This is a genomic window from Streptomyces sp. DvalAA-14, from assembly GCF_900091855.1.
GTDB lineage: Bacteria > Actinomycetota > Actinomycetes > Streptomycetales > Streptomycetaceae > Actinacidiphila.
The window spans coordinates 1-14454 of sequence record NZ_FMCH01000362.1 but is presented as its reverse complement, the minus strand read 5'-3'; the positions used below and the strand labels follow the sequence as shown (position 1 = coordinate 14454).

The 14454-nt window shown below is 72.7% G+C and carries 14 protein-coding genes; 5 read left to right on the top strand and 9 right to left on the bottom strand.

Going from position 1 to position 14454, the window contains the following annotated elements:
* Positions 1-1027, bottom strand: a 1027-nt coding sequence (locus GA0115240_RS18740; protein ID WP_093737828.1) for an Lrp/AsnC family transcriptional regulator, incomplete at its 3' end; no start/stop codon positions are given.
* Between the two features lie 139 nt (positions 1028-1166).
* On the opposite strand from GA0115240_RS18740, the gene GA0115240_RS18735 reads away from it, so the two are divergent.
* Positions 1167-2615, top strand: coding sequence for an MFS transporter (locus tag GA0115240_RS18735; RefSeq protein WP_093737827.1), 1449 nt, complete (start codon positions 1167-1169; stop codon positions 2613-2615).
* Here GA0115240_RS18735 and GA0115240_RS18730 read toward each other — a convergent pair.
* The 4 genes from GA0115240_RS18730 to GA0115240_RS18715 all read right to left on the bottom strand — a co-directional run bounded on the left by GA0115240_RS18730 (position 2587) and on the right by GA0115240_RS18715 (position 5148).
* Positions 2587-3513: a DUF4232 domain-containing protein gene (locus GA0115240_RS18730; RefSeq protein ID WP_093737826.1), complete on the bottom strand. Its 927-nt coding sequence runs from the start codon at positions 3511-3513 to the stop codon at positions 2587-2589. The genes GA0115240_RS18735 and GA0115240_RS18730 overlap by 29 nt on opposite strands.
* 86 nt (positions 3514-3599) lie before the next feature.
* Entirely contained in the window at positions 3600-4034 is a 435-nt protein-coding gene (locus GA0115240_RS18725; protein ID WP_093737825.1) for a VOC family protein, read from the bottom strand.
* 47 nt (positions 4035-4081) lie between these two features.
* Complete coding sequence (locus tag GA0115240_RS18720; protein WP_093737824.1) at positions 4082-4297, bottom strand: DUF397 domain-containing protein; 216 nt, start codon at positions 4295-4297, stop codon at positions 4082-4084.
* Positions 4294-5148, bottom strand: a complete 855-nt coding sequence (locus tag GA0115240_RS18715) for a helix-turn-helix domain-containing protein (RefSeq protein ID WP_093737823.1) — start codon at positions 5146-5148, stop codon at positions 4294-4296. The genes GA0115240_RS18720 and GA0115240_RS18715 overlap by 4 nt, the downstream gene beginning before the upstream one ends.
* 158 nt (positions 5149-5306) lie before the next feature.
* Between GA0115240_RS18715 and GA0115240_RS18710 the strand changes: the two genes are divergently transcribed.
* A complete protein-coding gene (locus tag GA0115240_RS18710) occupies positions 5307-5798 on the top strand; it encodes an ATP-binding protein (RefSeq protein ID WP_093737822.1) in 492 nt (163 codons plus the stop codon).
* On the opposite strand, the gene GA0115240_RS18705 is transcribed toward GA0115240_RS18710, so the two are convergent.
* From GA0115240_RS18705 to GA0115240_RS18690, 4 genes are all read right to left on the bottom strand, one after another.
* Positions 5748-6935 (bottom strand): 4-hydroxybenzoate 3-monooxygenase, encoded by a 1188-nt coding sequence (locus GA0115240_RS18705; protein WP_093737821.1) that lies wholly within the window; start codon positions 6933-6935, stop codon positions 5748-5750. The genes GA0115240_RS18710 and GA0115240_RS18705 overlap by 51 nt on opposite strands.
* 83 nt (positions 6936-7018) lie before the next feature.
* Entirely contained in the window at positions 7019-7378 is a 360-nt protein-coding gene (locus GA0115240_RS18700) for a DUF1330 domain-containing protein (RefSeq protein WP_093737820.1), read from the bottom strand.
* Between the two features lie 153 nt (positions 7379-7531).
* Complete coding sequence (locus tag GA0115240_RS18695; RefSeq protein ID WP_093737819.1) at positions 7532-7795, bottom strand: protealysin inhibitor emfourin; 264 nt, start codon at positions 7793-7795, stop codon at positions 7532-7534.
* 41 nt (positions 7796-7836) lie between these two features.
* Complete coding sequence (locus GA0115240_RS18690) at positions 7837-8955, bottom strand: M4 family metallopeptidase (RefSeq protein WP_093737818.1); 1119 nt, start codon at positions 8953-8955, stop codon at positions 7837-7839.
* Positions 8956-9262: 307 nt separating this feature from the next.
* Here GA0115240_RS18690 and leuA point away from each other — a divergent pair, with 307 nt between their 5' ends.
* From leuA to GA0115240_RS18675, 3 genes are all read left to right on the top strand, one after another.
* Positions 9263-11026: a 2-isopropylmalate synthase gene (leuA, locus tag GA0115240_RS18685; RefSeq protein ID WP_093737817.1), complete on the top strand. Its 1764-nt coding sequence runs from the start codon at positions 9263-9265 to the stop codon at positions 11024-11026.
* A gap of 257 nt (positions 11027-11283) precedes the next feature.
* Positions 11284-11991, top strand: a complete 708-nt coding sequence (locus GA0115240_RS18680; RefSeq protein WP_093737816.1) for a TerB family tellurite resistance protein — start codon at positions 11284-11286, stop codon at positions 11989-11991.
* Between the two features lie 207 nt (positions 11992-12198).
* Complete coding sequence (locus GA0115240_RS18675; RefSeq protein ID WP_346267954.1) at positions 12199-14289, top strand: MMPL family transporter; 2091 nt, start codon at positions 12199-12201, stop codon at positions 14287-14289.
* Positions 14290-14454: the final 165 nt, after the last annotated feature.

Sequence of the window (14454 nt, the reverse complement as noted above, 5' to 3'; positions counted from 1 at the left end):
GGGCCGCGGGCGGGGGCGGGTAGGGCCCCGGGCCCTTCAGCACGCGGTGGATCGGGGCCGTCTCGGTGCGGCGGATGCCCGGCAGGGCCGCCACCGGACCGGTGAGATAGCGGTAGAACGCCCCGGGGCTGTAGCAGTTGACCGCCGCGTAGATGTTCGCCGTGCCGGTGGTGGCGCAGGCGAAGGCCACTTCGCGGTGCTCGGCGAGCGCCGCGCCCACCTCGGCCAGCCGCGCCGGTTCCACCTCCAGCCACAACCCGGCCCGCAACTCCCGGGCCGGCGGCCCCAGCGCGCCGTCCGCGAAGTCCAGGTCGTAGTAGAGCGCGCCGGACGCGCGCAGTTCCGACAACCGGCGCCGTACCGTCGTCTGCGACCATCCCACCGCGGCGGCCAGCTCCGCCGCGGACATCCGGCCGTCGGCCGCCAGCAGCTCCAGCAGCCGCCGGTCGCCGGCCCCCAGCCGGAAGGGATCGGTGGCCTCCGACGCCCGCAGGGGCGGCGCGTCCTGCGGAGTCAGCGCCTCGATCTCGGCGGCCCCGAGCGGGCCGAGCCGGCTGACCGGGCTCAGATCCTGGCCGAAGAAGACATGCAGCATCGCGTGCGCGGTCACCTGCACCACCCGCGGCGTCCGGGGCAGCTTCTGCAGCAGCAACGCGTCGTCCTCGCCGGGGGCGGCGGCCTGTGCCAGGCAGAAGATCTCGGTACCGCCGGAGATCAGGCTCACCCAGCGGGTGTCGGTACGCCGGGCCAGCGCCGCACCGACCGACCCCGCCGCGTCCGGCGCGCACCGGACCCGCACGAACCACGGCGTCAGGCCCACCCGCAGCGGGTCGACCAGGCCCAGCACCCGCAGCAGGCCGGCCGACCGCAGCCGGCCGTAACGGCGGGCCACCGTCTGGTCGGAGACGCCCAGCACCTCGCCGATCCGGCTGAATGGCGCCCGGCCGTCGATCTGCAGGGCCTGCACCACCCGCTGGTCGAGCGGCTCGAGTCCGTCCAGCGGACTCCACGGCTTGTCGGATTCCATTCGTCCAGCTTAGAAGATGTCGGATTCCGCCGCGCAGGTCCTGGAGGGTGGGGGATCGGTGCGAGGTGCCGGATGCTGGAGGCGCCGCACCCGGCCGGTGCGGGCGCCGCTGCCACCTTTCCGAACGGAGTCCCACCCCATGCGCAAATGGCTGCCCCTCGTGGCGATATGCCTGGGCGCCTTCATCCTGCTGGTCGACGTCACCATCGTGAACGTCGCCCTGCCGCGGATGGCGGACGACCTCAACGCGTCCTTCGCCTCCCTGCAATGGGTGATCGACATCTACGCCCTCGCGCTGGCCGCCCTGTTGATGGTGACCGGTTCGCTCGCCGACCTCTTCGGCCACCGCCGCCTGTACGCGACCGGGCTCGTCGTCTTCGCGCTGGCCTCGCTGGCGTGCGCGCTGGCACCGAACGCGGCCGTGCTGATCACCGCCCGGGCCGTGCAGGGCGCCGGCGGCGCGGCGATGTTCGCCACCTCGGCGGCCCTGGTGTCCGCCACCTACCAGGGCCGGGACCGCGGGGTCGCCTTCGGCGTGTGGGGCGCGGTCAACGGCGCTGCCGCCGCGGCCGGCCCGATTGTCGGCGGCCTGCTCACCGAAGGCTTCGGCTGGCAGGCGATCTTCCTGGTGAACCTGCCGATCGCGGTGGTCGCGGTGGCCCTGACGCTGCGGGTGCTGCCGGCCCAGGAAGGCGGCGGCCGGGGCGGCGCCCGACTCGACCTGCCCGGCGCCGCCACCTTCACACTGGCCGCGGCCTCGCTGACGTACGCGCTGATCCGCGGCGGCGAGCACGGCTGGGGCGACAGGCTGACGATCGCCGCATTCGTGGTCGCCGGGCTGTCGGCGGTCGGATTCGTGGCCGTCGAAGCCCGCAGCGCCCACCCGATGCTGGACCTGGCGCTGCTGCGCCGGCCGACCTTCGCCGGACTGCTCACCGGGGCGCTGCTCTACCAGATGGCGGCCTTCAGCGGCTTGGTCTACGTCTCGCTGTGGCTGCAGAACGTGCTCGGGCTCAGCCCGGTGCACGGCGGCCTGGCACTGATGCCGATGGCCGGCACGGCCTTCGTGGTCGCGGCGGTCGCCGGGCGCCACATGCACCGCTTCGCACCCCGGGTGCCGATCGGCGGCGGCCTGCTCCTCATCGCGGCCGGCTCCCTGCTGATCTGGGCGACCGTGGACACCGGCTCCGGCCAGTCCGCTCTCTTCGCCGGCCTCGCCGTCATCGGCGTCGGCGTCGGCCTCAGCACCCCTGTCCTGGTCTCCGCCGCCATCGACTCCGTCCCGCCCGCCCGGGCCGGCATGGCCGGCGGCGCCGTCAACACCTTCCGCCAACTCGGCATGACCCTCGGCATCGCCCTGTTCGGCGCGGTCTTCACCGCCCGCCTCCGCGACGTCGCCGCGAGCGGCGGCACGGTCCACGCGGGGTACGCGGCCGGCATCGACCGCATCTCCCTGCTGGCCGCGGCAGCCGCCCTGGCAGGCGCGATCCTGGTCCTGACCCTGGTCCGCCGACCGGCCCCGGCGGCGGCAGCAGCCTCGGCGGCGCCGGACACGACCGTCAGCGCCCTGCCTTCTTCCAGGGTGTGACCCCGAGCTTTCCGGTGGTTCCGAGGTCGAGGTGCGGGGTCACGGTCACCGGCGCGGCGCCGGCGTTCGCCCGGACCCGCACATACGTCACGTTCACCGGAGTACCGGACTCGACGGTGTTGCGCCAGACCAGGTTGGCGGTCGCCGACTCACCGGGCGCGAGGGAGACCGGCCGCGGCGGCTCGTCAGGCCCGAGGCCGGTGGTGATCCCGCCGCTGCCGTGCAGGATCGTGACGCCCGCCACGGGCCGGTCCTGGTCGTCCAGGAGCGCCAGCAGCGGGTAGCCCTCGATGCTGTACGCGTGCGTGCCGCAGTTGTCGAGGTGCAGGCCCACGACGCGCAACCCCATGGCCGCGTCGCCCCTGTCGGCGCTCACCCGGATCCCGGAGGCGGGGCACATCCCCGGCGCGGCCGGCGCCTCGCCTGCGGGAACCTTGGTCACTTCGAGCACCTTGGCCTGCGTCACCCGGGGCGTGCCGGGCGGCAGCGCTCCGGCCCGGACCGTGCCCGACACCGTCTTCCCGGGTGCGACGTCGCGCACCGTGGTGGTCTGGTTCGCCATCGCCCCGCCGTCGGAGCTCATGAAGGTGAAGACGATCGAGTAGGTCAGGGCCTCGGTGCCCTTGTTGGTGACCTGGTACGAGGCGACGATCTCGGAGTCCACGGCGAGGCGGTCGGCGGAGACGGAGTGGCTGCGGGTGGGCGAAGGGGAGGCCGGCGGGAGGGTCAGCGAGATGATCCGTACGCCGTCCTTGCCCGGGTCGTCGACCTGCGTGCGCGACGGCGGTGCCGCCGTGCCGGTGCCGGAATTCCCGGCGCCCGCATGCTCCGTCCCGCAGGCCGTGAGCAACAGGGCGGTCGCGGCAAGAGCCGGCAGGAGGGCGGTGCGTCGTGGCATCCGGTCATCCCATCAGGGCGGGGACCCCGGGCATGTGACGGAGGCCATAGTTCCGGTCACAGAGGTGTCACAAACAGCGGCCAACCTCAGTCGAGGCAGAACTCGTTGCCCTCGATGTCCAGCATCCCGATGCAGGATTCGTTGTACCCGTCGGCACGCAGGACGCGCTCACACACCGCGCCGAGCGCGACCAGCCGGCTGCACTCGGCCTCAAGTGCGGCGAGGCGCTCGTCACCCACCAGCCCGGTGCCGACCCGCACGTCGAGATGCACCCGGTTCTTGACGGCCTTGCCCTCCGGAACACGCTGGAAGAACAGCCGCGGACCCTCGCCCGAGGGATCAACGCAGGCGAACGCCGCACCCTGTCGTTCGGGCGGCAGCGAGCGGTCGAAGGCGTCCCAGGTGGCGAACCCCTCCGGCGGCGGTGGTACGACGTAGCCCAGCACCTCGCACCAGAAACGAGCGACGCGCTCGGGCTCCGCGCAGTCGAAAGTGACCTGGAACTGCTTGATCGACGCCATCGGGCCACCCTAGTGGGCCGCGCCGTGCACCGGGAATCCCCGGCTGGTCACCGGCCCTCGCGCTCGGCCGCGTACGCGACGAAGGCGGTCCACGCCGCGGGGGAGAAGGCGAGTCGGGGGCCCGCCGGGTCCTTGGAGTCGCGCACGTGGACCGCGCCGGGGGAGGCGGCGACCTCGACGCAGTCCGGCCCCTCGTTGCTGCTGTGGGTGCTCTTGCACCAGTGCAGCTCGGCGGGGCTGTTGGCAGAGGGCTCGGTGGTCATGTCGCTCCCAGGACCTTTTCGATGAACGCCAGCGACTCCCTCGGAGTGAGGGCCTGCGCCCGGATAATCCCATACTGGGCTTCCAGCGTCCTGACCTCGCTCCGATTGCTGATCAGCCGACTGAAGTTCTGCACTTCGACATGGCCCACGGTGGGCCCGTTCTTCGCGTCCAGCAAGCGGAATTGCCCGCCCATCCCCGCGTGATCCTCGCGATCGGTGGGCATGACCTGGATCTCCACGTTCCGCAACTGGCCGACCTCCAGCAGGCGTTCCAACTGGACTCGCAGCACGGCCCGGCCACCGATCGGGCGCCGCAGTGTCACCTCCTCCTGGACGAAGCTGAGGATGGGGGCGGGCCAGCGGGTGAAGATGTCCTGCCGGGCCATCCGAGCGGCGACGTACCGCTCGATCGTCTCTTCGTCCAGCAGTGGGCGGCGCATCCGGTACAGGGCCCGGGTGTAGTCCTCGGTCTGGAGCAGGCCGTGGATGTTGTGGTTGCTGTATGCGCCCATGGCAACCGCATCCGCTTCCAGCTTGGCGAGGTCCCGGACCTTCTTCGGGTAGCGGGCCCGCTCCACGTCCTCCTTGAAGGCCGCCAGGATCCCGCCCGCGCCCAGCACTTCGTCCGCGCCGTCGAGGAACTCCGGCTTCGGGGCCCGGCGGCCCCGTTCCACCGAGGAGACCTGCTCCTCGCTGTAGCCGATGGCCTGGCCGAGTTCCGCCTGTTTCAACCCGGCGCGCTCACGCCAGAGTTTGACCTGCCTGCCGACGGTCTTGAGGATGTCGTCGGCGCCCTCCTCCCAGTCCTGGTCCTCCGTGCCGCTGCCCGCCTGCCCTGCTCCGGTCGTCATGACCGCCACCTCCGACGTGCGCCCGCCCTGCCGTTCCGAGGCCGGTGCACACGTCACGCCCGGCAACCCGGACACGCGGTCGGGGGAGCCGGACAGGTCACGCTCCGTCCCGGCCTCGCTACTTTTCAGCCTAGGCGGGCTCGCCCACGCTCTGTGCTGTGAATAGTGAAATCTCCACCCGGAGCTGCGTGTTCTCCCACCGCTTCCCCGCCACCCGGCTCGGTGCGCAGCTCGCACGAAAGCTCGCGGTGGCCCAGTTGGCGAGCTGGAGCCCGGCGCAGGACACCGAGGTGTCCGAAACGGTGGCCACGGTCGTGGCCGAGCTCGCCGCCAACGCGGTCACGCACGGCCGCGTGCCGGGCCGGGACTGCGAACTGCGGCTGGTCCTTTCCGACCGGGCGGTCCGGATCGAGGTCAGTGACACCCGCACCGAACGCCGGCCGCCCGCCCCGAGCGACATCGCGGCGCCGGGCCCGAGCGCCGAGTCGGGCCGCGGACTGCTGCTGGTGCAGGCGCTGTCCGGAGCGTGGGGGGTCACCCCGCGTTCGGTCGGCAAGACGGTGTGGGCCGAGATCGTGCTGCCGGGGGTGCCGGCCCGATCAGCCGAAGCCCGCCATGAGTTCGGCGAAGGCGGCCGCGGCCGGGGGTGAGGAGAAAAGCCGGTCGAGGCGGGCCCGCGCCAGCCGGCGGCGGAAGGGGCCGGTCCGGGAGTCGTCGCCCGCGTCGTGGAGCATCTCCGTCATCCAGCGGGAGAACTCCTGGTAGTTCCAGGTGCGGTGCAGGCAGGTGGGGGAGTAGGCGTCCAGCCCGGACATGTCCCCCCTGGCGGTGAAGTCCCGGACGGCGCGGGCGAAGACCTCGGCGTCGTAGAGGGCGAGGTTCATGCCCTTGCCGCCCATGGGGGACACCACATGGGCGGCGTCACCGACCAGGTAGAGCCGTCCGTAGCTCATGGGTTCGTGGACGACGCTCCGCAGCGAGAAGACCTCCTTCTCGGTGATCGGCCCCGCCACCAGCTCCTTGTCGCCGAGCCGGGCCCGTACCTGCTCCCACACGCGGTCGTCGGGCCAGTCCTCCGTTCGGGTGCCGGGCGGGCACTGGAGGTAGAAGCGGCTGGTTCGCGGGCCGCGTGCGAAGTGGGCGGCGTAGCCGCGGCTGTTCACCGCGAGCAGCGGGTGCTGCGGGGGCGGCACGTCGGCGAGCACGGTGAGCCAGGCGATGCCGTGGTCGAACGGGTAGGCCGTCAGCTCGCCTTCGGGCACGCTGGCCCGGCTGACCCCGTGGTCTCCGTCGCAGCCGGCGACGAACTCGCAGCTGATCTCGTACGCGGTCCCGGACGGATCCCGGTAGCCGACGGTCGGACGCGGCCCGGCCAGGCCCGCCAAGGACACCTCGGACGCCTCGAAGCGGAGGTCGCCGCCGCGGTCGGTGAACTCCTGGATCAGGTTGCCGACAAGCACCTGCTGCGGGCAGAGCGACGGGGCGGGGCCGTCGACGCCGGCGTCCGACCGAAGGAAGCGGCGCTCGCCCTCCGTCCGGATCTCCAGCACGCCGTTGGACGGCGCGCCGCCCAGGACGCGGTCGGCCAGTCCGTACTCCTGGAACATCCGGACCGCGCGGGTCTCGACGATGCCGGCGCGCTGCCGCTGCAGCACGCGGGCGCGGCTGCGCTGTTCCAGCACCGTGCAGGGGACTCCGGCGCCCTGGAGCAGCGTTGCGACGGTCAGGCCGGCCGGCCCGGCCCCCACCACGACCACGCGGGTCGACTCCCGTACCGGCTGCGTCACGTCGGCTCCCCTCCCGGCCTCGCCCGCGGCAGCACGCTAGGCCATCCGCACCGCGGCCGCCAGGGTGCCTCGGGGGGCCGCGGTCAGCGACCGTCGGCGGCGGGAGGCAGGGTCGCGCGGATCGCCTTCGCGGTCGACGCCGGGTCGTAGCCGTCGGGCACCCCGTCGATCAGGATGATGTCGCCCTCGATGTGCCGCGACCGCAGCGGTGCGATCTCCTGATAGGCCGGGGAGTCCCACCAGTCCCGCGCCTCGGCGAGCCCGGGGAAGCCGATCACCACGACGTTTCCCGGCCAGCTGCCCTCCTTCACCTCGTGCTGGGTGGCGTGTACGAGGAAGCGCCCGCCGTAGGGCTCGAAGGTGGCGGTGATGCGCTCGATGTATTCGGCGATCTCGGGGTGGGGGTCGGCAGCTCGCAGATTTGCTATGGCGTAGGCGGACAAGGTGGCGTCCTTCCGGTCCGTGGCGTCCGTACGTCCATGATCGTGGCATGCGAGCACGGCGGGGTCGATGCCGCCGACCCCGCCCGGCAGAAGTCGGCGCGCCCGCGCCAAGGCCCCAGCCGTGGCCCCCCGGCCCGCCGGCGTGCCCGGGCGCTACGCCCCCTCGCCCAGCACCGCCTGGATCAACTCGCGCTGCGCCGGGGTCAGATGGGGGTCGGCGCAGCGGACGGTGCGGGAGCCGGCGGTGATGGTGTAGCTGAAGCCGTCGGGGACGCCGGGGTGGGGGGAGGGCGGGGTGGAGAGCACCTTCTCGGCCAGGGCGGCGAGGTGGGGGCCGTCGGGGTGGGTGGTGGTGTCGAAGGTGGCGGTGCGGGGGATGCCGGCGAAACCGCCGGTTCGGACGACTTCGATCCGCACTGTGGCTCCTCGTGTCAGGCGCCCCGGCGGGCCCCGGCGGCCTACGCCTCCTGGGGCTGGGAGGACGGCTGCTGGCGCGGGAGTTCCGCGGCCGGGGCCGGGGTGACGCCCACCGCGTTCCAGGCGTCGAGGACCGCGTGGTACTGGGTGTCCTCACCGTAGCGGGCCTTGGCGGCCGCGAGTGTCACCGCGGCGAAGTCCGCGAACTGGGCGTCGGAGGACAGCGATCCGCCGGTGAGGGTGTCGTACCAGATCAGGCCGGCCTGCTCCCAGGCGTTGCCGCCCAGGGCGGCGGCCACCAGGTAGAAGGCGTGGTTCGGGATGCCGGAGTTGATGTGCACGCCGCCGTTGTCCCGCGAGCCCTTGACGTAGCCGGCCATGGTGCCGGGCTGCGGGTCCTTGCCGAGCCGGGGGTCGTCGTAGGCGGTGCCCGGGGCCTTCATCGAGCGCAGCGCCTGCCCGTTCACCCCCGGGGCGAGCAGGCCCGCCCCGATCAGCCAGTCGGCCTGCTCGGCGCTCTGCCCGAGGGCGTACTGCTTGATGAGGCTGCCGAAGACGTCGGAGACCGACTCGTTGAGCGCGCCGGACTGTCCGAAGTAGTCGAGGTTCGCGCTGTACTGGGTGACGCCGTGGGTGAGTTCGTGGCCGATGACGTCCACCGGGATGGTGAAGTCGAGGAAGATCTGCCCGTCGCCGTCCCCGAAGACCATCTGCTCGCCGTTCCAGAAGGCGTTGTTGTAGTCGCGCAGATAGTGGACGCTGGCGACCAGCGGCAGCCCCTGTCCGTCGATCGAGTGACGGCTGTACGCCGTGAGGTAGGTCTCGAAGGTGGCCCCCAGCCCGTCGTACGCGCGGTTGACGCTGTCGTCCTTCGACGGTTTGTCGCCCTCGGCGCGCACCTTGCGGCCGGGCAGGGTGTCCTTGTGCTTGGCGTCGTCGATCGTCCGCCGCGGCTGGTCGGCGGGCGGCTCGGCCGGGCCGTCGCCGGGGGCGAGGGTGGCCGGCCCGGTGGCGCCGATCACGGTCGTCAGCCGGCGCCGGGTGCGCTCGCGTGCGTCGTGCTCCAGGGTGCGGCGGGCGGTGTCCGCCAGGTCCGCGTCCCGGGCCTGGGCGAGCTTGTCAAGAATATGCGGCGGCACGATCGTGCAGAAAACTCCCATGTCACGCACTGTGACAGAGTCCAGCACGCTCTGTCATGGAATATGCGGACAGTTAACAAGAAGGAGGGAAAGATCACGACCTTGCTGGACAGAACGGCGCATCTTGCATACTGAGAGAGCGCCCGTCTCGGCTGCGTGATCCGGCCGGCCTCGGCTATGGTCATCCCATCATGCGTTTCGGGCTGCTTCTCCTTAGCTGCCGCGGCGAGGGCCTGTAGTCGTAGGCCGACCCCCTCCCCGCGGAGATTCGGCGTTGTCCCAGCCGCCGTCGGCCGCCCCGAGCGGATCTCCGAGGAGCCAAGCCCCCATGACCAGCCCGAACCGTGTAGGCCGTGCCACGCCGATCACCGCGGCGAGCGTCACCCAGCGCCCCACCGCGATGCCGATCCACAAGTACGGCCGCTACGAGCAGGTGGACATCCCCGACCGCGGCTGGCCCGACGCCCGCGTGACCAAGGCCCCCCGCTGGCTGTCCACCGACCTGCGCGACGGCAACCAGGCACTGATCGACCCCATGTCGCCGGCCCGCAAGCGCGAGATGTTCGACCTGCTGGTGCGGATGGGCTACAAGGAGATCGAGGTCGGCTTCCCGTCCTCCGGCCAGACCGACTTCGACTTCGTGCGCTCCATCATCGAGCAGGGCGCGATCCCCGACGACGTGACGATCTCCGTGCTGACCCAGGCCCGTGAAGAGCTGATCGAGCGGACCGTCGAATCGCTGATCGGCGCGCACAAGGCCACCGTCCACCTGTACAACGCGACCGCGCCCGTCTTCCGCCGGGTGGTCTTCCGCGGCAGCCGCGACGAGGTCCGGCAGATCGCGGTGGACGGGACTCGGCTGGTGATGGAGTACGCCGACAAACTGCTCGGCGACGAGACGGCGTTCGGCTACCAGTACAGCCCGGAGATCTTCACCGACACCGAGCTGGACTTCGCGCTGGAGGTCTGCGAGGGCGTGATGGACGTCTGGCAGCCCGAGGAGGGCCGCGAGATCATCCTCAACCTGCCCGCCACGGTGGAGCGTTCCACCCCCTCCACGCACGCCGACCGCTTCGAGTGGATGTCCCGCAACCTGTCCCGGCGGGAGTACGTCTGCCTGTCCGTGCACCCGCACAACGACCGCGGAACGGCGGTGGCCGCCGCCGAACTGGCCCTGATGGCCGGCGCGGACCGCATCGAGGGCTGCCTGTTCGGGCAGGGCGAGCGCACCGGGAACGTCGACCTGGTCACCCTCGGCATGAACCTGTTCAGCCAGGGCATCGACCCGCAGATCGACTTCTCGCAGATCGACGAGGTCCGCCGCACCGCCGAGTACTGCAACCAGATGGAGATCCACCCGCGCCACCCCTACGCGGGCGACCTGGTCTACACCTCCTTCTCCGGCTCCCACCAGGACGCCATCAAGAAGGGCTTCGAGGCGATGGCCGCCGACGCCGCCGCCCAGGGCCGGACGGTGGACGAGATCGAGTGGGCGGTGCCCTACCTGCCCATCGACCCGAAGGACGTCGGCCGCTCCTACGAAGCGGTGATCCGGGTCAACTCGCAGTCCGGCAAGGGCGGGGTCGCCTACGTGCTGAAGAACGGGCACAAGCTGGACCTGCCGCGCCGGATGCAGATCGAGTTCTCGCGGATCATCCAGGCCAAGACCGACACCGAGGGCGGCGAGGTCACCCCCGCGCAGATCTGGTCGGTGTTCCGGGACGAGTACCTGCCGACCCCCGACAGCCCCTGGGGCCGGATCACCCTGCGCACCGCCCAGGTGTCCAGCTCCAGCGACGGCACCGACCGGCTCGACGTCGAAGCGGTGCTGGACGGCGTCGAGACGAGGATGACGGGTGTCGGCAACGGCCCGATCTCCGCGTTCTTCGACGCGCTGGCCTCGGTCGGCATCGACGCCCGGCTGCTGGACTACACCGAGCACACCCTCAGCGAGGGCGCCAGCGCCCAGGCCGCCTCGTACATCGAGTGCGCCATCGAGGGCCGGGTGCTGTGGGGCATCGGTATCGACCCGAACACCACCCGCGCCTCGCTGCTGGCCGTGATCTCCGCCGTCAACCGCGTGGCCCGCTGATCACACCCCGTGTCCCACCCGGTGGGCGGGACACGGGGGGAACGACCGGATTGCGGTGTTTCCGGGGCACGGCCAGGCGACTTCCGCGGCACCCCGATGGGAAAGCCAGGTGAATTGCCCCCGTACGCGGTACTGACTGCACCTCATCACTGTGGCTAACATCACGGCTGTACGGCACCGTTGCCGGGGCGTCTTCGTGCGCGTTCGGGCCGGCAAGGTCGCGTACCGGAACGAACACGGCCGGAGGGTGCAGCGTGATGAAGCTGGGGCTGTATATCTGGGGTGTGCGCACCGCCTGGCACACCGAGGACGACGGTGAGTTCTTCTGCCCCGACTGCGGAGGGGACCGTGCCTACCACCGCAGAACCGGCACGCGCCGCCTGACCGTGCTCAACGTCCCGCTGATGGCCCGCGGCCCGGCCGGCACCGTCATCGAATGCACCGCCTGCCACCGGCAGTTCGGCGCCGAGGTGCTGCTGACGCCGACCACCACCCGCTTCTCGGCGATGCTGCGGGACGCGGTGCACACCATCGCGCTGGCCGTGCTCACCGCGGGCGGCGCCGGCGGCCGCCCGGCCCGGGAAGCCGCGGTCGGCGCGGTGCGCGCGGCCGGCTTCACCGACTGCACCGAGGACCAACTCCTCGGCCTGCTCGCCGCGATCGTCGCCGACGAGGGCCGCTTCCGCCACTCCGACGAACTCGGCCCCGACTCCTTCGCCGAGGCCGTCGACGGCTGCGGCAGCTGGCTGTCCATCGAACTGCACGAGGCGCTGGAGCCGCTGGCCGACCACCTGCTCACCCCGGGCCGCGAGCGGGTGCTGCTGGAAGGCGCCCACATCGCGCTCGCCGACGGCCCCTATCTGCCGGCCGAGCGGGAGGTGCTGGAGGCGGTGGGGCGATGCCTGTCGCTGCACACCGACGACATCGACCGGCTGCTGACCGCGGCGGCGGCCACCCCGTCCTGACCGACGCGCCGACGCTGCCGCGAGCGCCGCGCGGACGCTGCCCCGAGCGCGGCCCCGCCGTGCTGAGCGCGGCCCCGCGGTCCTCCCGACGAGCGCCCCGGCTACTCCCGGGGGAGTAGCGCGGCCCGCCAGGAGACCGGCGGAGTAGCGCCGTTCTCGGCCGCCGGCCCGACGCGCCGCGCCCCCGCCCCGGGGAGGCTGAGGCACGTGACCTCAGCCACTTCCGCAGCGCAGACCCCGACCCAGCCCCCGCCACCCGCGCCCGCCACCCGCCGACGGGCGCTGCCCTGGCTGGTGATCGCCCTGTGGGTCCTCATCCTCGCCGTCTCCGGCGGCTTCGCCGGCAAGCTCAGCGGCGTCAAGCACAACGAGACCGTCGACTACCTGCCGGCCAGCGCCCAGTCCACCCAGGTCGCCCGGATCCAGCAGGCCATGCCGGGCGGCGGCGCCACCGACATGGTGCTCGTCTACGACCGCGCCACCGGCCTCACCGCCGCCGACCACGCGACCGTCACCCGGCAGACCGCCGCACTCGACCGGGCCTACGACCTGGTGGGCGACGCGCCCGTCCCCGTCACCGCGAAGGACGGCCGGACCCTGATGGTCCCGGTCTCCGTCGCCGAACGCGACGGCAAACCGGAAGTGGTCGTCAAGGACGTACGGGCCCTGCTCGCCAAGGACCGGCCGGCCGGCCTCACCGTCCGGGTCGGGGGCGCCGGCGGCGCGCAGGCCGACGCCAAGGCGGTGTTCGCGTCCGTCGACGGCACCCTGCTGCTGTCCACCGCCGGCATCGTCGCCCTGCTGCTGATCCTCACCTACCGCAGCCCGTTCCTGTGGCTGGCGCCGCTGGGCGTCGTCGGCGTCGCGGCCGCGACCGCCACCGCCGTGGTCTACGGGCTGGTGCGGGGCTTCGGCCTCACCGTCTCCGACATGAGCTCCTCGGTGATGACGGTGCTGATCTTCGGCGCCGGCACCGACTACGCCCTGCTGCTGATCTCCCGCTACCGCGACGAACTGCGCCGCCGCGCCGAGCCCTACGAGGCGATGCGGGCCGCGCTGCGCGGCATCGGCCCGGCGCTGCTCACCTCGGCCGCCACCGTCGTCGCCGGGCTGCTCTGCCTGCTGGCCGCCGACCTCAACAGCAGCCGCGGCCTCGGCCCGGTCGGCGCCGTCGGTGTGGTCTGCGCGCTCGCCGCGATGACCACGCTGCTGCCCGCCGTGCTGGTGCTGCTCGGCCGCCGGATCTTCTGGCCGCTGATCCCGGCGCACGGCAGCGACTCCCGCACCGGCAGCGGCTTCTACCACCGGGTCGGCGGCCACGTCACCCGCCGCCCGCTCGTCGTACTGGCCGCCTCGGCGGTCGTGGTCGGCGCACTGGCGCTGGGCATCGGCAACCTGCCCGGCACGCTGGGGCAGGACGACGCGTTCACCGGCAAGCCGGACTCGGTCGCCGCCGACCAACTGCTCCACCGCGCCTTCCCCGAGCGCAGCACCCAGCCGATCACCGTCGTCGTACCCGCCGCGAAGGCGGCCGCGGAACAGGCGGCGCTGCGGGGCACCGCCGGGGTGGCTTCGGCCGCGCCGGGGCGCAGCGGCGGCGGCTGGAGCGAGATCGCCGTCTTCCCGACGGCCGCCCCGGACACCGCGGCCGAACACGCCACCATCACCCGGCTGCGGGCGGCGGTCGCACCCGACCACGGGCTGGTCGGCGGCACGAGCGCGCAGCGGATCGACACGGCGGACACCTCGTCGCGCGACCGCGGGGTCGTCGTCCCGCTGGTGCTGGGCGCGGTCTTCCTGCTGCTCGCGGCGCTGCTGCGCAGCCTCGTCGCCCCGCTGCTGCTGACCGCGGCGATGGTCGCGGTGTGGGGGGCCGCGCTGGGTATCGGCGGGCTGCTGTTCGGGCCGGTCCTCGGCCTGCACGGGGTCGACCCCGGGCTCCCGCTGCTCAGCTTCGTCTTCCTGATCGCCCTCGGGGTCGACTACGGCATCTTCCTGCTGCACCGCATGCGCGAGGAGACGACGCGCGGCGCCGACGCCCGCGCCGCCACGGTCACCGCGCTGGAATCCACCGGCGGCGTCATCGCCTCCGCCGGGCTGGTCCTCGCGGCGACCTTCACCGTGCTGGCTACGCTGCCGCTGGTCATGATGGTCGAGCTCGGCCTGGTCATCGCGCTGGGCGTCCTGCTCGACACGTTCGTCGTCCGCACGTTCCTCATCCCTGCGGCCACCACCCTCCTGGGCCGCACCCTCTGGTGGCCCCGCCACCCGACCCCACCGGCCGCGCCGCCCCGCTAGGAGTCGCGGGCGACCACGACGGACTTGCAGTCCGTCACCGGCCGGGTGGGGCAGTTGCTGTCGTCGCCGGACCATCGGCGGGTGGTGGGCTGGTGGCGCAGTTCCCCGCGCCCCTGGTGGGCGCCCCGGCGGCGGGTTGCGTGCTCGTGGGGTGCCGCTGGGGGC